Source organism: Pseudomonas sp. FSL R10-2964 (assembly GCF_009600035.1).
Taxonomy (GTDB): Bacteria; Pseudomonadota; Gammaproteobacteria; order Pseudomonadales; family Pseudomonadaceae; genus Aquipseudomonas; species Aquipseudomonas bubulae.
The window spans coordinates 73,656-91,336 of sequence record NZ_WIWH01000021.1 but is presented as its reverse complement, the minus strand read 5'-3'; the positions used below and the strand labels follow the sequence as shown (position 1 = coordinate 91,336).

Below are 17,681 nucleotides of genomic sequence, written 5' to 3'. Positions count from 1 at the left end.
ATGTTCGATAAAGCGCTTAAAGCATTCTGGAAGGCCCTGACACCCGATCTGGTGGTGGATGAGCCCGCTAAACCGGTGTCGACACTGGATAAAACGGTGCTGGCTGCGCTGGGCGGGAGCGGCAATATCAAGACCGAGCAGCGGGTGGCCTTGACCCGGATCCGTGTGGAGCTGGCCGATATCACCCGCCTGGATCCGCAAGCCCTGCGTGTGGCGGGTGTGCCCGGGATCCTGAGCCTGCCGGGTGGGGTGGTGCATCTGGTGGTGGGGTTGTAAACCCCGTCCTGCGGCCCTTAGGTGGGTGCGGGCTTGCTCGCGATGACAGCACTGTGGTGTACCTGCAACACCGCAGCGATCCAATCACGAGCAAGCCCGCTCCCACAGGCTGTGTTTGCCTGCCAGCTGTGACCCTTCGCCACCCCGCCCTTACTGTTTCGCAATTGCAGGTGTATCGTATTCGCCTTTTGCGGGCCCAACGCCCGCGCCGGATACGAGAGGTAGTTGAATCCATGTCCTTTACCCGTCGACAAATACTCGGTGGTCTGGCCGGCCTGGTAGTGGTGGGTGTTGGCGCAGGAGGCGCTTCGCGTTACTGGCTGGGCAAGGTGGCTGCCGAGAACGCCGGCCACGATTACGAACTGATCAGCGCGCCACTGGACGTCGAGCTGGTGCCCGGCCATATCACCCAGGCCTGGGCGTTCGGTCCATCGGCTCCAGGTACCGAGCTGCGCGTGCGTCAGGGTGAATGGCTGCGGGTGCGCTTTATCAACCATCTGCCAGTCGCAACCACCATCCACTGGCACGGTATCCGCCTGCCCCTGGAAATGGACGGCGTCCCCTACGTCTCGCAACTACCGGTATTGCCCGGAGAATACTTCGACTACAAGTTCCGCGTGCCCGATGCCGGCAGCTACTGGTATCACCCCCACGTCAACAGCAGCGAAGAGCTGGGTCGTGGCCTGGTCGGCCCGCTGATCGTCGAAGAGCGCGAGCCTACCGGCTTCAAGCACGAGCGCACCCTGAGCATCAAGAGCTGGCACGTCGATGAAGAGGGCGGCTTCCTGCCGTTCAGCATCACCCGCGAAGCGGCCCGTGGCGGTACGGCGGGGCGCCTGTCGACCATCAATGGCAGCCATGTGCCGACCATCGACCTGCCTGCAGGGCAGATCACCCGCGTGCGTATTCTCAACCTCGACAACACCCTGACCTATCGCCTGAATATCCCCGGCGTGGAAGCGATGATCTACGCGCTGGACGGCAACCCCATCGAGCCAAGGCCGTTGGGCAAGGATTACTGGCTGGGCCCGGGCATGCGTATTTGCCTGGCAATCAAGGCCCCGCCCGCCGGTGAAGAACTGTCGTTGCGTGACGGCCCGGTACGGCTGGGCACTTTGCGTTCGGTCGCCAGCACCGATGCACCGGGCGAGTGGCCACCGGCGTTGCCCGCCAACCCGATTGCCGAGCCCGACGTGGCCAATGCCGAGAAGATCAACTTCAACTTTGAGTGGGTCGGTTCGATGTCCGAGAACCTGGGCCCGGATCAGCCTCCGAGCCTTTGGCAGATCAACGGTGTGGCCTGGGATATCAAGGACAAGACCTGCGCTGACCGACCGATTGCCAAACTCAAGCTGGGTCAGAGCTATATCTTTGAATTGAAGAACATGACCCAGTACCAGCACCCCATCCATTTGCATGGCATGAGTTTCAAGGTGCTGGCCTCCAATCGCAAAAAAATCATTCCGTATTTTACTGACACCTATCTGCTGGGCAAAAACGAACGTGCCCGCGTGGCGCTGGTGGCGGATAATCCTGGCGTGTGGATGTTCCACTGCCATGTGATTGATCACATGGAAACCGGCCTGATGGCCGCTATTGAGGTTTCCTGATGCGACAAGGGCGTCAACCCCTGATTATCGACCGCAGCCGCGATCAAGACTTTATGCGCGAAGCGCTGGCGCTGGCCGCTCAAGGCGCAGCGCTGGGTGAAGTGCCGGTGGGTGCGGTGCTGGTGCAGGACGGTGAAGTCATCGGCCGTGGCTTTAATTGCCCGATCAGCGGCAGCGACCCCAGTGCTCATGCCGAAATGATGGCCATCCGTGATGCAGCGACGGCTGTCAGCAACTACCGGCTGCCGGGCAGCACGCTGTACGTGACGCTGGAGCCATGCAGCATGTGTGCGGGGCTGATCGTGCACGCCCGGGTGGCACGGGTGGTGTATGGCGCGCTGGAGCCCAAGGCCGGGATTGTGCAAAGCCAGGGGCAGTTTTTCACCCAGGGCTTTTTGAATCACCGGGTGCTGTATGAAGGCGGGGTATTGGCTGAAGAGTGCGGGGCGATCCTCAGCGAGTTCTTCAAGGCCAGAAGGGCTCGCTGAGCCCGCTCCCACAGGGGTGAAGGGCGTGTGTTACTTCCTGGCCACAATCACCGCACGCATTGGCGCCGGCAGGCCTTCGATGGTTTTGCTGTGGTCGTTCGGGTCCAGGTAGTCGCTCAACGACTGGTACTTCATCCACTCGGTGGCACGTTGCTCTTCAACGGTGGTGACGCTCACGTCGACGCAGCGCACATCGCTGAAACCGGCACGGCGCAACCAGCGCTCCAGCGCCGGGATCGAGGGCAGAAACCACACGTTGCGCATCTGCGCGTAGCGGTCTTCCGGCACCAGCACCTGGTTCACGTCACCTTCGATCACCAGGGTCTCCAGCACCAGTTCGCCGCCTTTGACCAGGCAGTCTTTCAATGCCAGCAAATGCTCGATGGGCGAACGGCGGTGGTAGAACACACCCATGGAAAATACAGTGTCGAAACCTTCCAGGTTCGGCGGCAGGTCTTCGAAAGGAAACGGCAGGTGCCACGCCGCTTCCTGCTGCAAAAAGCGTTGCACGGCCTGGAACTGGCAGAAGAACAGCCAGTTGGGGTCGACGCCGATTACGCTGTGGGCGCCTGCGCCGAGCATGCGCCACATGTAGTAGCCGTTGCCGCAGCCCACATCGAGGATGCGCTTGCCCTTGAGGTCGACATGCGGCGCGACCCGCGACCATTTCCAGTCCGAGTGCCACTCGGTATCGACGTGAACGCCAAACAGGTCGAACGGGCCTTTGCGCCACGGTGACAGGCCCATCAGGGCTTCGCTCATCTGTGCACGGGTGGCGTCGTCGCAGTCGGTGTCCAGGGTCAGGCCGTTCAACAGGTCGATTTCGCTCGGTTTGACGTCGGGCAAGGCATCCAGCGCGCTTTGCCAGCGCTCCAGGTCGCCGTGGCCTTTATCCATCTTGACGTCGAGCTGGGCTTGCAGGGTGTTGGCCCATTCAGCCAATGGAGTGCCGGCCAGACGCCGGGCAAGTGGGGACAGATCAATCATGGCAAGGCAATCAACGAGGCAAAGTTAAGACACTGGAACCACGGCACGACTTTCGAGAACCCGGCCGCCAGCAGGCGTTCGCGGTGTTCTTCGAGGCTGTCGGGCTTCATGACGTTTTCGATGGCGCTGCGCTTTTGTGCGATCTCCAGATCGCTGTAGCCGTTGGCGCGCTTGAACGCCACATGCAGATCAGTCAGCAGCCCGTGCTCTTCGGGGTCGCTGAAACGCAGCTTTTCAGAAAGGATCAGGGCACCGCCAGGCAGCAGCGACTGGCGGATACGGCCCAGCAGCGCCAGGCGCTCTTCTGGAGCGATGAATTGCAGGGTGAAGTTCAGCGCCACCACCGAGGCCGGCTCGAACGCCAGGGCCAGGATGTCGCCTTCGATGACTTCAACCGGCAGCAGCTCCTGAAACATCGAGTTCTGCCCATTGAGGTACTCGCGGCAGCGCTCGACCATTGCCGCCGAATTGTCCACCGCAATCACCTTGCAGCCTTCAGTGCGCACATGGCGGCGCAGGGCCTGGGTGACGGCGCCCAGTGAGCAACCCAGGTCGTACAGTACGCTGTCGGGCCGGGCGAACTGGGCGGCGAGCACGCCAAGGTTCTCGACAATGGTCGGGTAGCCGGGCACCGAGCGTTTGATCATGTCCGGGAACACCCGCACAACGTCTTCGTTGAAGGCGAAGTCCGGCACCTGGGTCAGGGGCTGGGCGAAAATACGGTCGGGTTCTTTGCTCACGGCGGTTCCGGCGGTGGAATTTTCAAAAGGGGCGGCATTTTAGCCAAGTTGGCGCCGGGATGCGCGGTCTGTCTGATAAAGCGTTCAGCGTTTGCCCTGGGAAAACACCGAGGCGGCAATGCCCCACTGGCCCAGCCAGTAACTGAGGATGATCAGGTAGGGCGCGGCGCTGAACGGTTGCACAAAGCGATCGATGCCGATCAGGCTGTCCGAGACCACAAACGCCAGCGCCCCGGCGGCTGCCAGCCAGGCCGAGTGTTTCGGTACGCCGCTGCCGAGGCGGGCGAGGGCGCGCCAGAGCATGGCGCTGATGGCCAGGGCGTAGACGCCCACGGGCACCAGCAAATCGCCCAGGCCCTGGGTGGCCATGACACTCAACAAGCTGCCACCGGCAAGCAGTGCCAGGATCAAGGCCGGCACGGCTGCGCGGCGGCAGTCCACCAGGTAGGCCTTGAGATAGGCCAGGTGGGCAAACAAAAACGCCCCAAGGCCAAATACAAACAGGTCCTGTGGCCAGGCCAGCAGAATGTCGCCCAGCAGGGAAAATCCCAGGCCTATGCTGATCCAGTGTCGATAGGGGCTGACAGGCCCGCTGTGCAGCCAGCCGAGCAATGCCAGTACCGGTACGGGCTTGGTCAGCAGGCACAGCACCATGGCGTGCGTGCTGACGCCATAGAGGTAGGTGACAGCACCCATGATCGCAAGGATCAGCCACGCCATATCAGTTCACCGTAATCGGGCAGTCGAACACCTGCGCAGGCTCGGCTTCGGGCTCCCACGGTTGCTGAGAGGTCAGGCGCAGGCGCCCGCTGCCAGGGGCAAATACCTGAAAGCGCCATGTCGATTGACCACCGCTGCCCAGCAACTGGCCATTATCGCTGCTGGTGTAGACCTCCGGGCCCAGGCTGCGCAGCACGCCGCCTGCAGAGTCTTGAATGGCCCAGCGGTAGCCGGTGGTGGGGTTGCTCGGCAACGACAGGATCAGTTGCTGGCCCACATGCAGTTGCTGGGGGCAGTCGCTTTGATCTTCGAGCGTAACGTTGTGTGCAGGCTGTTGGGCACAGGCCGTCAGCAGGCTGAGGCCAAGCAGGGGGATAAGGCGTACAGGGGGCATTGAAGGCTCCGGTCAGGCAAACACAAGGGCGCAGCATAACCCATGAAGGGAGCTGCGCCATTCGTCGCCTGCCGATCAGAAAGAGGCGTGGGGCGGGCTGATGCTGAATTCGCCGCACATCTCCATGCTGTTGCTGTTGTGGTCCAGGCCTTCCATGGTGAACAGCCGGGCGCTGTAGCAACTCTCGACCACGCTCAGGTGCAGGGTGCCGACATCGGCCTGATTCAAGTGATACACCTGGCGGCCATCGATTTCAACGCACTCGATGTAGGACATGGACAGGATGGGGCCGTGTTCGTCTTTTTGGAACCGGTAGATACCCGACTGGATATTGATATCCAGGGTGAACGCAACCGCGCGATAAGCGGTTGAGCCAAAGTCATCGAACTCACCGGTAATGACGATTTTTTTCTGGCTGCTGGCAAAGGTCATTTCCTGCGCGGTAAACGCGGGACGATCCAGCAGTTCGGCCTTGAGTTCTCCCCGGGTTCTGGGGTTGAAGATTTTTTGTCCTGACTCCTTGAGCCTCAGGACATCCGGGTTCTCATATACAGGATGATGAAGTGCCATATTCTTTTCCTGCATTATTTTTGTGGGAATTAGCTCTATTAAGGATGGGAAATGAACAACCGTCTACTGTCATAAATGACAGTAGACGTGTCTAGTACGCGACTTGCGTGGAATTTTGGATCCAATATTCGAACTGTGTTGCTTTAAGCCCGACTTGCCTGATTAGCCGCAGTGAGGCAATCGCAGGCAAGTCAGGGCCTACAAACAGTTTTAAAACAGCACCTTGGCCACATCGGTAAAGCGCTTGGCAAAGTGTACGGTGATGCCTTCCTTCAGATAATCGGGCAGCTCTTCGAAATGCCCGCGGTTCGGTTCGGGCAGAATCAGTTCGTTGATTTTTTGCCTGCGCGCCGCAATTACTTTTTCGCGCACGCCGCCAATCGGCAACACATGCCCGGTCAGGGTCAATTCGCCGGTCATGGCGATGCCTTTTTTCGGCGGCTGATTGCGAGCCAGCGACAGCAGGGCGCTGGCCATGGTCACGCCTGCGCTGGGGCCATCTTTGGGCGTGGCCCCTTCAGGCACATGCAGGTGGACAAAAGCTTCATCGAAGAACTTCGGATCGCCGCCAAATTGCTTCAGGTTTGAGCTGATGTAGCTGTAGGCGATTTCAGCCGACTCTTTCATCACTTCACCCAGTTGCCCGGTCAGCTTGAAGCCGCGATTGAGGGTGTGAATACGTGTTGCCTCGATCGGCAGCGTCGCTCCGCCCATGCTGGTCCAGGCCAGGCCGGTAATCACCCCGGTACCGCTGATGACCTGTTCGTTACGGAACACCGGCATGCCCAGTGAAGCTTCAAGGTCTTTGGGGCCGATCTTGATCACGGCTTTGGGGTCTGCCAGCAGCTTGACCACGGCCTTGCGTACCAGTTTGCCCAGTTGTTTTTCCAGCTGGCGCACCCCGGCTTCGCGGGCATAACCGTCAATCACCGCGCGCAGGGCGCTGTCGCTGATGCTCAGTTTGTCTTTGGCCACGCCTGCTTTTTCGAGCTGTTTTGGCCACAGATGACGCTTGGCGATCGCGACTTTTTCTTCCGTGATGTAACCCGAGAGGCGAATCACTTCCATACGATCGAGCAACGGGCCGGGGATCGAGTCCAGGGTGTTGGCGGTACATACAAACAGCACTTTGGACAGATCGAGGCGCAGGTCGAGGTAATGGTCGAGGAAGTCGACGTTCTGTTCCGGGTCGAGGGTTTCCAGCAAGGCCGAAGCGGGGTCGCCCTGGAAGCTCTGGCCCATCTTGTCGATTTCGTCGAGCATGATCACCGGGTTCATTACTTCAACATCTTTCAGTGCCTGCACCAGTTTGCCCGGCTGGGCGCCGATGTAGGTGCGGCGATGGCCCTTGATCTCGGCCTCGTCGCGCATGCCGCCGACGCTGAAACGGTAGAACGGGCGACCCAGGGACTCGGCGATCGACTTGCCGATACTGGTTTTGCCCACGCCCGGCGGGCCGACCAGCAGTACGATCGAACCGCTGACCGAGCCTTTGTAGGCCCCGACGGCGAGGAATTCGAGGATGCGATCCTTGATGTCATCAAGGCCGGCATGATGGGCGTCGAGCACCTTGCGGGCGTGTTTGAGGTCGAGCTTGTCTTCACCCAGCACGCCCCAGGGCACCGACGACGCCCAGTCCAGGTAGTTACGGGTCACGGCGTATTCCGGCGACCCGGTTTCCAGGATCGACAGTTTGTTGATCTCGTCATCAATGCGCTTTTGCGCCTGGGTCGGCAGGGTCTTGCCTTCAAGGCGCTGCTTGAACTGTTCGATATCGGCGCTGCGATCATCCTTGGTCAGCCCGAGCTCCTGCTGGATGACCTTGAGCTGTTCCTTGAGGAAGAATTCGCGCTGATGTTCGCCGATCTTAAGGTTAACTTCGGCTGAAATCTCTTTTTGCAGCCGCGCTACCTCGACCTCCTTGCGCAGCATGGGCAGCACTTTTTCCATGCGTTTGAGCATCGGCACGCAATCGAGCACCTGTTGCAGCTCGTTGCCGGTGGCAGACGTCAGGGCCGCTGCGAAATCGGTCAGCGGCGACGGATCATTCGGGCTAAAACGATTGAGGTAGTTTTTCAGCTCTTCGCTGTACAGCGGGTTGAGCGGCAGCAGCTCCTTGATCGCATTGATCAGCGCCATGCCGTAGGCCTTCACCTCGTCGGTGGGCTCCTTGGGCTGCTGCGGGTACTCGACCTCAACCAGATACGGCGGACGGTGATGCTTGAGCCACATGCTGATACGCACGCGGCTCAGGCCCTGGGCCACAAACTGCAACTTGCCGTTTTCGCGGCTGGCGTGATGCACCTTCACCAGGGTGCCGTATTCCGGCAGGCTTTTGGTGTCGAAGTGGCGAGGGTCATCAGGGGGCGTGTCGACAAAAAACAGCGCCAGGGAGTGATGGGGGGATTTGCTGACCAGTTCCAGGGTCTCGGCCCAGGGTTCTTCATTGACGATGACCGGCAGCACTTGTGCCGGGAAGAACGGCCGATTGTGAATCGGAATGATGTAAACCTTGTCCGGCAGATTCTGCTCCGGCAATGCCAATTCAGTCCCTCCAGAATGTGGATGGTGTTCGGATTCAGTGTGTTCTACATCGGTGTACTCAGTGGTGTTGTCCGGAAACTCTTGCTGGTCGCTCATGGGGCACCTGCGCAATTGGGTATGGATGTTAGATGGGGCGCGGTGCCAGTGGTTTCAATGGTGAACAGATTTTCATGTGTAAGGAGAAGAAACCCCGTAGACGGATAGGCGGGTACAGGGAATATTCAACTGTGGGAGCTTGACCGACGATCAGGTCATTCTCGTGCCCGTATTTCATGGTCGCTTCGCAATCAAACCCAGCCTCACGCCTTCCTCGGCGGCAGAACAACTGCTTGCACGTCGATTGAAGAAATAATCCGTCAAACCCCCGTGCGATAGGCCTTTGTCGCCAACAACTTGACAGTAGACGGCCCGAAATTAATGGGTGATCTTCTGTCTGCAGCAGTTGGATCCATAACAACAAAGATGGATTGGAAGGCCACCGGTATGGCTTTTTCAAGGAAGTCGCGGGAGCGCTTATGTGGCCATTGGCATTCACTCAATGGATTGAGGGCGCAGCATGAAGTTGCGCAACAGTTTTCAGGCGCGTATCAGCCTGTTTCTTGCCTTGCTCCTGCTGTTGGTGATCGGTGCGGTGTACTTCGCCGTTAAAGCCGTGACCATTACCGTGGCCAGCGATCAGGCGCAAGAGCAGCTCAAGACCGGAACCCGGGTGTTCGAGCGCTTTATGGATCTGCGCTGGCGGCGTATCCAGTACGGCCTCAACTGGCTGACCAATGACTCGGATTTCCGTGAGGCGACGATCAAAGGCAGCCCCTCGCTGATAGAGCACGCCCTGCAGGAGTTCGAGGCGAGCCTGCATGGCAGTGAGCTGTTTGTGCTGGATCTGGACGGCAATATCATCACCAGCACCCTCAAGGGCCTGCCAGCGGGGCAGGCATTTCCTTATGCCAAGGCTCTGCGGCTGGCCCGTCGCAACACCCAGACCATGGTCATCGGCATCCTGGCAGGGCGCCCGTACATGCTGGTGCAAGGGGTGGTGCTGGGCCCTTTGCCTGTGGTGCGCGTGGTCTCGGGGATGCCGATGGACGACGTGTTTGCCCATGAATTGAGCTCCCTGAGCAACCTTGAAGTGTCGTTTATGACGGTCAAGCCAGGCGAAAGCGGAATACTGAGCAGCACGCAGCCGGACTTCATGAGCGCCAGCATTATTGAATTCGTGCAGGAGCATACGCCGGGCTCGACAATCCATTTCAGCGAATTCCACGGCCGGCGCTTTCTTGGCCAGATGCTGCAACTCGCCAACTCCGGTGACCCGGGCAACGGCCAAGTCATGGCGGTGCTGCAAAGCCCGCTGGATCAGACGATGCAGGCATTCGACTCGCTGGATCGCAAGTTTCTGTGGATATCCCTGGGGGCTTTGCTGGCTTCATTGCTCGGCGCCTTGTGGCTGGCGCGGGCGGTTTCGCGGCCGGTCAGCCTGTTGGCGGAGGCTGCGCAGCGCATTGGCCGGGGCAACTACGAAACGCCGGTAGAGCTTACACGCAGGGACGAACTGGGGTTTCTGGCCAAGGCGATCAATGCCATGCAAAGCGGGATTGCCGTGCGCGAGCAGCAGCTGGCACATAACGCCCTGCACGACCCGCTTACCGGTTTGCCCAACCGCGCCCTGGCCATGGAACGCCTGGGCAGTGCCATCAGCGCAAGGCGCGGCGTGGTGCTGATTTACCTGGGGATCGAAAATTATCGTGTGATCAATGAGAGCTTCGGCCCCGAGGGTGGGGAGCGGATCATGCGTGAGTCCGCCCGCGTGATGCTCGACGCTCTGCGTGAGCGCGATACGGCAGCACGCATCACCGGCAACGAGTTCTTGTTACTGCTTGAAAGCACCCAGGTCGATGTGGGTGTTGCGCTGGCTGACAGGTTGTACGCATTGCTCAAGCGTCCGCTGAGCATTGATGGGCACGAGGTGTTGCTGGAAGTCTGCATGGGCATTGCGATCTACCCGCTCAATGGGCAGAGCGCTGAAGAACTGATCAGCCGTGCTGCGATTGCATGCCGGGATGCCGCCGCCTTGCCGGGTTATTTGCAGGTGTATCAGCAGGACCGTGACCTCGCCCACCAACGGCAAATCCAGCTGATCCGGGACTTGCGCAGTGCCGCCAGCGATGGCCAGTTACAGCTGTATTATCAGCCCAAAATGGATATCCGCAGTGGCCATGTGCGCCAGGCTGAAGCGCTGTTGCGCTGGCAACACCCGGAACTGGGCATGGTCTCGCCGGCGGAATTTATTCCACTGGCTGAGCGCACGGGCAGCATGTTCCTGCTGACGGGCTGGGTCATCGAGGAAGGTATCCGTCAGTTGTCCGCGTGGAACCGCAAGGGCCTGCATATGCAGCTGTCGCTGAATATCTCGGCGGAGGATTTGCACGGTGAAAATCTGTTGATGACTGTCGAGCGCCTGCTCAAGCGTTATCAGTTGTCGGCTGAGCAACTGATATTCGAAATCACCGAAAGCACGGCCATGCGCGACCCCGAACACTCGCTCAACGTGCTGGAAAAGTTGCGTGACGGCGGGATCAGCTTGTCGGTGGATGACTTTGGCACCGGTTACTCGTCGCTGGCGCATCTCAAGCGCTTGCCGGTGCAAGAGCTGAAAATCGATCAATCGTTTATCCGCAACCTGGACGAAACCAGCGAGGACGCGGTGATCGTGCGTTCGACCATCGAAATGAGCCACAACCTGGGGCTCAAGGTGGTGGCTGAAGGCGTGGAGTATCAGCATACCCTTGAACTGCTCGAGCGCTGGCACTGTGATACGGCCCAGGGCTATCTGATCAGTCGGCCAATGGAGGCCGTGGCGTTCGAGGCCTGGGTGTGGAAATTGCGGGCAACGGTTTAAAACCGGGCTCACAAAAAAGGCGGCTATCTCTCGATAGCCGCCTTTTTCAATACCAGCTGTAAATCTTACTCAGCCAGTTTGAACGCCATTACATAGTCACCTTTTTTGGTGCCCAGGCCGCCGTGACCGCCCGCCATGACCAGCACATATTGAGTGCCGTCCTTGCCGGTGTAGGTCATCGGGGTGGTCTGGCCGCCAGCAGGCAGGCGACCTTCCCACAGTACTTTACCGTTGCTTACGTCGTAAGCACGCAGGTACTGGTCAAGGGTACCGCTCAGGAAGGCCACACCACCTGCGGTGGTGAAGGTCCCGCCCAGGCTTGGAACACCCATGGACAACGGGATCGGTACCGGCGAGCTGTCACGCACGGTGCCGTTTTTGTGTTTCCAGATCACTTCGTTGTTGGTCAGGTCGACTGCAGCAACATAACCCCACGCCGGTGCCTGGCAAGGCAGGCCCAGTGGCGACAACAGTGGCTCCAGGATCACGCCGTAAGGTGCGCCTTTGTTCGGTTGAACGCCGGAGGTTTCGCCTTTGCGCGGGCCCATTGCAGCCACGTCGGCCTGCGGAACCAGCTTGGAGGTGAACGCCATGTAGCTCGGGTTCAGGAAGGCAATCTGGCGAACCGGGTCAACCGAAATGCCACCCCAGTCAAACACGCCGAAGTTGCCTGGATACACGATCGAGCCTTGCAGCGATGGCGGGGTGTACATGCCGTCATAGCGCAGGGACTTGAAGTTGATCCGGCACAGCATCTGGTCGAATGGGGTTACGCCCCACATGTCGCGTTCGGTCAAGACCGGAGGAATCATGTTCAGGTCAGAACGTGGCTGTGTCGGTGCAGTGTGGTCACCTTCAACAGCGCCGCCCGGGGCCGGAACCTCGGTGATCGGCACAATGGCTTCGCCAGTGCGACGGTCCATCACGTAGATGCTGCCTTGTTTGGTGGAAGCCAGCAGGGCCGGTTTCACGCCATCGGCGGTTTTCAGGTCCATCAGGGTTGGTTGACCACCTACGTCCATGTCCCACAGGTCATGGTGAGTAAGCGGACGGTACCAGCGGACTTTACCGGTGTTGATGTCCAGGGCGGTGATGCCAGCGGCATAACGCTCGGAATCTTCGGTACGGTCGCCACCATATTGGTCAGGCGTCTGGTTACCCATCGGCAGGTACAGCATGCCGAGGTCTTCGTCGACAGCGAACATCGACCACATGTTTGGCGAGTTACGGGTGTAGGTTTCGCCTTCAGCAATCGGAGTGGTTTTCTCCGGGTTGCCGCTGTCCCAGTTCCATACCAGCTTGCCGGTACGTACGTCGTACGCACGGATCACGCCCGATGGCTCGTCGTTGGAAATGTTGTCGGTCACGTGGCCGCCAATCACGACCAGATCTTTGCTCACGGCAGGTGGCGAGGTGGAGTAGTAACCACCCGGAGCAAAGGTACCGATGTTGTGACGCAGGTCTACCGCGCCATTGGTGCCGAAGTCTTCGCACACTTTACCGGTGTCGGCGTTCAGGGCGATCAGACGGGTGTCGGCAGTCGGCAGGAACAGGCGGCGCGGGCACGAGTTGCTGGATGTAGCAGCAGCAGGCTCGGCAGCGCTTTGTTCAGTGCTGACTTTGGCGTAGGCGTTTTCGTCGTGATAAGTCACGCCGCGGCAGGTCATGTGTGCCCAGCCTTTGAAGTTTTCAGCGTTCTGAGTGCTGATCTTCGGATCGTAACGCCAGATTTCCTTACCGGTATCCGGGTCAAGGGCTATGACCTGGCTGTGCGGGGTACACACATACAGCATGCCGTTGACTTTCAGTGGGGTGTTCTCGGCGGTTGTTTCGCCGGGATCGCCTTCACCAGGGATGTCACCGGTGCGGAATGTCCAGGCTGGTACCAGCTTGTGGGCATTTTGCGGGGTGATTTCTTTCAGCGGCGAGTAACGGTCACCAAAGGCGGTACGACCGTAGGACTGCCAGTCACCATCGGGCATGGCCGGTGCAGCGTTGGTCATGCCAGGTACGGCATCACGGTCCAGTTGGCCTTTGATTTCACCCGGGCTGGTGAACTGGCTGGCCAGTGCAGCCAGACCGGCCAGCACTACGGCAACGCTCAGTGCGCCGGTGGCAACCGGTGCCGACTGACCGCGCAGGACAGGGCGACGGAACCATGGTAGCAGCAGGACGATACCGATGGCGAACCACATGGCCAGACGTGGCACCAGTTGCCACCAGTCCAGACCGACTTCCATCAGTGCCCATACGGTGCTGGCGAACAGTACCAGTGCGTACAGGGTCAGTGCTGCGCGGCGCCCGGCAATCAGCAGTGCGCCCGACAAGCCAAAACCGATCCCGGCCAGCAGGTAGTACCACGACCCGCCCAGCGTGACCAGTTTGATACCCCCGGCCAACATGGCCAGGCCCATTAGCAGCAGCAAGATACCGAGAAGGCTCGGTAGCAGGCGGCTTCGACTGAAAGCACCTTCAGTGCTCATAGTGTGGTTCTCCGTTGCGTTTGAGGTGTTCCCGCGAGGGTGGGGTCTTTAAGGGACGAACCGACGCGGGAGTGAATCAGCTAAATAGGTGTTCGATCACAACCTTCAAGGTTGTTGTTGCAGTCCGTTTGTCAGAACGCACTTTGAATTTTCAGACCGCCAATCAGTGCGTCATCCAGCTGGCTGACGCCGCCCGGGTGGCGGATGTACTGCAGGTTCGGTCGAACGGTCAGCCAGTTGGTGACGTGGATGCCGTAGTACAGCTCGGCGCTGTATTCAGTGTCCTGGGGAGGCAGGTAGTCCGGGTTGTCGAAATCGTAGATGGCGCGGGCCTGGTTAGTGGCCTGGGCGTTCTTGCGATAAGCCGGGTTGACGTGAACGCGCGCCATGGCAAAGCCGATATCGTCCTTGGGACGGGCATCGAACACGCCTTTGTAGACGACGCCAGCCTGGACGTAGTTGTCCACGGCATTGGTTTTCTTGTCGTGCATGGTGGCATTGGCAAACACACTCAAGCCCCTCGACTGGTCGCTGGCGCGGGTAGTGAGCTGTTGTTGCACGCCCAGCCACATCCCGTGTTTGCTTGAACTGCTGCGATACGTTTCACCGGTCAAGGCTGCTGGCTGGCCGTTGGCATCTTTGTAAGCATCTGTTGCCTTGGCATTACTGTAGTAGTAACCCGCGCGGTATTCCCCTGGCAGGCCATTAATTTTTGGCGTCCACACCAGTTCGATCGGCAGTACTGCGCCCTGGGTGCCGCTGCCGCTGAGCTTGAAGCCGTTGCCGCGATCCAGGTTGGACGGGTTTTGCTCATAGGCACCGACCTGTGCGTACAACTCGGGGGTCAGGTGATACTTGACCCGCAGGGCCCACTGGCTGACGGGCCAGTTGTACCAGATGCTGCCGGCCCAGTTGCCCACCTGTGAGCCGCAGAACGCCAGGTTCTGGAAATCGCAAGGGAACGAGTTGAAATCTTCGCCCTGACCAAAGCGGCCGACTTTGATGTCGAGCTTCTGGTCAAAGAATTTCTGCTGGTACCACATTTGCGTCAGGCGCGTGGTCTGGCCACGGCCCCAGACTTCCTGGGCCGAAGTGAAACCGCCCACCCGTGGATCGTTGATGCGGTCATTGCTGATGTTGTTGCCGCTGCGATGGGTGATGGTCAGCTGAAATTCAGCGTCGTCCCAGCCCAGGATCTTTTGCAGGTCCAGGTGCGTGCCCAGGCCGAACTGGTCGCTGTAGCGCGCCGTGCGGTCATGGTCATAGCCGCCGTGCAGGTTGGAGCCGACTTCGCCTACATAGTCGAGGGAAAAGGAGTAACCCTGCTTTTCCAGTTCGTTACGGGTACCACCCCAATCGCCGAGCATCCACTTGGAGTCAGCGTCAAAGGCGGGGGCCGCCTGCACGCAAGTAGCCAGGCCCAGAGCGGTAATGCCGCCGATCAAAGCCAGAGCTTTTTGCCCGGCAACAGGAAGCAGCGCGCTGTGTTTGCGCATATTCAGGAATGTGGACATAGGTCGAGATGCGAGTCTTTATAGGTATGGCTGTGGCAGTGGGTAGCGCTGTCTTTGAGGGCAGGGCTGACACTTCAGAGTTAAGGGCGGAATGAATCGTTTCAGCCCTTTATGCGGAAATGATAAAGCCCCGAAACGTTTAGAAACAGCACTTTAAGTGACATGGATCATTTCTGATTCAGTAACAGTGTGCTGCGACGGTTCGTCCCAGGGCTCTTTTGTCGCGCCCCGACTTGATTGGAGGCCGCGTATTTACTGCTGTGCAGCTTAGAACGTGGTGCGCAGGCCTACCTCGATACCGCGCCCCGGTGCGGGGGCGATGTCACGTAAAATAGAACTGGCATAACGCACGGTCTGGTTGGTCAGGTTGTCGCCTTTGACAAACGCCAGCCACTGGCTGCTGCCCACATCGAAGTGATAACCGGCACTGGCGCCCAGAGTGGTGTAGCCATCAGTGCCCGATTCGTTGGCCGGCACACGGCCCTGATTGCTGGCATGTTCGACGTCAACCCGTGCTTGCCAGCGGTCCATTTCCCACAGCAAGCCGCTGCTCAGGCGCAGCGGGGCAATCCGCGGCAAGGCTTCGCCGGTGTCGAGGTTGGTGGCGCGGGTGTAGTCGCCCGACAGTTCCAGTGCAAACTTGCCATAGGCACTTTCTCCGAGCTTCCAGTGATCCTTGGCCTCAAAGCCGGTGAAACGCGCCCTAACCCCGGAATAGGTGTATTCCGGAATGCCGTCGGCGTCTGGCTCGCCTTCGTCGTTCAGTGTACGACCTGTACCCAGCAGACCGATGTAATTGGAGAAGTGGCTGTAGAACACCCCGATGCTGCCATTGTGGGTGCCATTGTCGAAGCGCAGGGCCAGGTCGCTGGATACGGCTTTTTCCTTCGACAGATTGGCGTTACCTACTTCATAGGTGCCGGTAGCGACGTGGGCGCCATTGGCGTACAGCTCGTAGAACGTTGGTGCGCGTTCGGTATAGCCCAGGGTGGCCGCCAGCGACCAGATCGGGGTGAGGGTGAACACGGCGCCTGAAGACAGGCTGCCCGCCGTGAAGCTCCTTGAACGGTCCGCCGCGGCAAAGCGCTCATTGCCCTTGGCGTCCGGGTCGACCACGGTGCGCTCAAGGCGCCCGCCGAGGCTCAGTTTGAGGCGCTCGGTGGCCTGCAGTTCTTCAAGCACAAACAGGGCGCCGCTGTTGGTGTCGGTTTGCGGTACGAAAGCTTCTTCACCAAGGGCCGAAAATTCGTTGCGATTGACCTGTGCGCCAATGACACCCTCAACCGGGCCGATCGGTACATGGCGGGCTTCAACGCGGGCTTCGTAGCCCTTGTTCTTGAACGTGGTGCCGACTTCGCCGCCCTCGATTTCGCGGTGCTCGTAATCGGTGTAGCCGGCATCTATTTTCAGCGAGCTGAACGGGCCTTGCAGGTTGCGGATTTCGGAGGCAAAGGCGTAGTGATCCTGCTTCATGCGGATGCGTACGTCCTGCTCGGCCGGTGAGCCGTAGTTGGCGTCGTAAGTGCTGTACGACAAGCCTGCGTAACCATCTTCCCAGGTGTAGGAACCGCCCACGGCACCGCCGTCCTGCCGGCCATTGCTGTTACCCAGACGGCCTTTTTTCTCGTCACCGTCTTCGCTTTCGGGGGCATGACGGCTGCGGGCATAGCCGGGGATTTTCAGGTCGTTGAACTCGCGGGCGTTGGCATCCAGATGCAGGGCGAAGGTGCCATCACCGGCTTCCAGCTTGCCCGCGCTGCTGCGGGTGGTGTCGGCACCGCCGTAGCGCAGTTCGCCTGCCCCGTGAATGCCGTCGATGGCGGTAGTGGGGATACGGTTGTCGAAGGTGTTGACCACGCCGCCGATGGCGTTGCCGCCGTACAACAGGGCGGCAGGGCCGCGAACAATTTCGATTCGTTCGACGTTGACCGGGTCCAGCGGTACCGCGTGGTCATAAGACAGCGATGAGGCATCCAGAGCGCCGACGCCGTTGCGCAAGATGCGAATACGGTCGCCATCCAGGCCGCGAATGATCGGTCGGCTAGCGCCGGGGCCGAAGTAGGACGAAGACACGCCGGGTTGTTTGTTGAGGGTTTCGCCCAGGCTGCCTTGCTGATTAAGGGTCAGGTCGTCGCCTTCCAGTACCGTTGTGGGTGAGGCCAGCTGGGTGTTGCCCAAGGGGTTCCCGGTAATGACTTGCTGGGGCAGATCGAGGGCGTAGGCCGGGGAGGCGAGCAGCAGTGCGGTGGCGAGCGGCGTTAGACGAAGGCGACGCAAGTGACGCGGGAGTGCAGGGGAGGACATTACAAGTTCCTTGGCAGGGTGACGAAAGAAAGCGGCGCTGAGCGCTCTTTGACTGGACAGGTATAGTTACAATATAACATCACTTTAATCTGTCAAAGCGGAACTTTCATTTCTGCCCCGGGACACGGCTAGACTGGTTGCTTGGCGAATGC

13 protein-coding genes are annotated in these 17,681 nt (G+C 59.7%); 4 read left to right on the top strand and 9 right to left on the bottom strand.

The features are described from left to right. The 3 genes from GHN92_RS13810 to tadA all read left to right on the top strand — a co-directional run bounded on the left by GHN92_RS13810 (position 1) and on the right by tadA (position 2,374). Positions 1–276: a PTS transporter subunit EIIB gene (locus GHN92_RS13810; RefSeq protein WP_095001444.1), complete on the top strand. Its 276-nt coding sequence runs from the start codon at positions 1–3 to the stop codon at positions 274–276. A 233-nt stretch (positions 277–509) separates the two neighbouring features. Beyond that, a complete protein-coding gene (locus GHN92_RS13805; RefSeq protein WP_133144824.1) occupies positions 510–1,886 on the top strand; it encodes a multicopper oxidase family protein in 1,377 nt (458 codons plus the stop codon). Next, positions 1,886–2,374, top strand: a complete 489-nt coding sequence (gene tadA / locus GHN92_RS13800; protein WP_095001442.1) for a tRNA adenosine(34) deaminase TadA — start codon at positions 1,886–1,888, stop codon at positions 2,372–2,374. Before GHN92_RS13805 ends, tadA begins: the two co-directional genes overlap by 1 nt. 30 nt (positions 2,375–2,404) lie before the next feature. On the opposite strand, the gene cmoB is transcribed toward tadA, so the two are convergent. The 6 genes from cmoB to lon all read right to left on the bottom strand — a co-directional run bounded on the left by cmoB (position 2,405) and on the right by lon (position 8,425). Further along, positions 2,405–3,361 carry a tRNA 5-methoxyuridine(34)/uridine 5-oxyacetic acid(34) synthase CmoB gene (gene cmoB, locus GHN92_RS13795; RefSeq protein WP_153380381.1) on the bottom strand — a complete coding sequence of 319 codons (957 nt, stop codon included), beginning with the start codon at positions 3,359–3,361 and terminating at the stop codon, positions 2,405–2,407. Then, positions 3,358–4,101, bottom strand: coding sequence for a carboxy-S-adenosyl-L-methionine synthase CmoA (cmoA, locus tag GHN92_RS13790; RefSeq protein ID WP_095018350.1), 744 nt, complete (start codon positions 4,099–4,101; stop codon positions 3,358–3,360). The genes cmoB and cmoA overlap by 4 nt, the downstream gene beginning before the upstream one ends. An 84-nt stretch (positions 4,102–4,185) precedes the next feature. Then, positions 4,186–4,821 carry a lysoplasmalogenase gene (locus GHN92_RS13785; RefSeq protein WP_133144825.1) on the bottom strand — a complete coding sequence of 212 codons (636 nt, stop codon included), beginning with the start codon at positions 4,819–4,821 and terminating at the stop codon, positions 4,186–4,188. 1 nt (position 4,822) lies between these two features. Beyond that, entirely contained in the window at positions 4,823–5,215 is a 393-nt protein-coding gene (locus tag GHN92_RS13780) for a protease inhibitor I42 family protein (protein WP_088379088.1), read from the bottom strand. A 75-nt stretch (positions 5,216–5,290) separates the two neighbouring features. After that, a complete protein-coding gene (locus GHN92_RS13775) occupies positions 5,291–5,785 on the bottom strand; it encodes a hypothetical protein (protein WP_095001438.1) in 495 nt (164 codons plus the stop codon). Positions 5,786–5,995: 210 nt separating this feature from the next. Next, on the bottom strand, positions 5,996–8,425 hold the full coding sequence (gene lon, locus GHN92_RS13770; protein ID WP_095001437.1) for an endopeptidase La: 2,430 nt from the start codon (positions 8,423–8,425) through the stop codon (positions 5,996–5,998). Between the two features lie 460 nt (positions 8,426–8,885). Between lon and GHN92_RS13765 the strand changes: the two genes are divergently transcribed. Then, positions 8,886–11,228 carry a bifunctional diguanylate cyclase/phosphodiesterase gene (locus GHN92_RS13765; RefSeq protein ID WP_095018353.1) on the top strand — a complete coding sequence of 781 codons (2,343 nt, stop codon included), beginning with the start codon at positions 8,886–8,888 and terminating at the stop codon, positions 11,226–11,228. 65 nt (positions 11,229–11,293) lie between these two features. Here GHN92_RS13765 and GHN92_RS13760 read toward each other — a convergent pair whose 3' ends face one another. From GHN92_RS13760 to GHN92_RS13750, 3 genes are all read right to left on the bottom strand, one after another. Beyond that, entirely contained in the window at positions 11,294–13,711 is a 2,418-nt protein-coding gene (locus tag GHN92_RS13760; protein WP_153380379.1) for a glucose/quinate/shikimate family membrane-bound PQQ-dependent dehydrogenase, read from the bottom strand. A 131-nt stretch (positions 13,712–13,842) separates the two neighbouring features. Next, positions 13,843–15,207, bottom strand: a complete 1,365-nt coding sequence (locus tag GHN92_RS13755) for a carbohydrate porin (RefSeq protein ID WP_153380383.1) — start codon at positions 15,205–15,207, stop codon at positions 13,843–13,845. A 285-nt stretch (positions 15,208–15,492) separates the two neighbouring features. Further along, complete coding sequence (locus GHN92_RS13750; RefSeq protein ID WP_095001434.1) at positions 15,493–17,529, bottom strand: TonB-dependent receptor; 2,037 nt, start codon at positions 17,527–17,529, stop codon at positions 15,493–15,495. Positions 17,530–17,681: the final 152 nt, after the last annotated feature.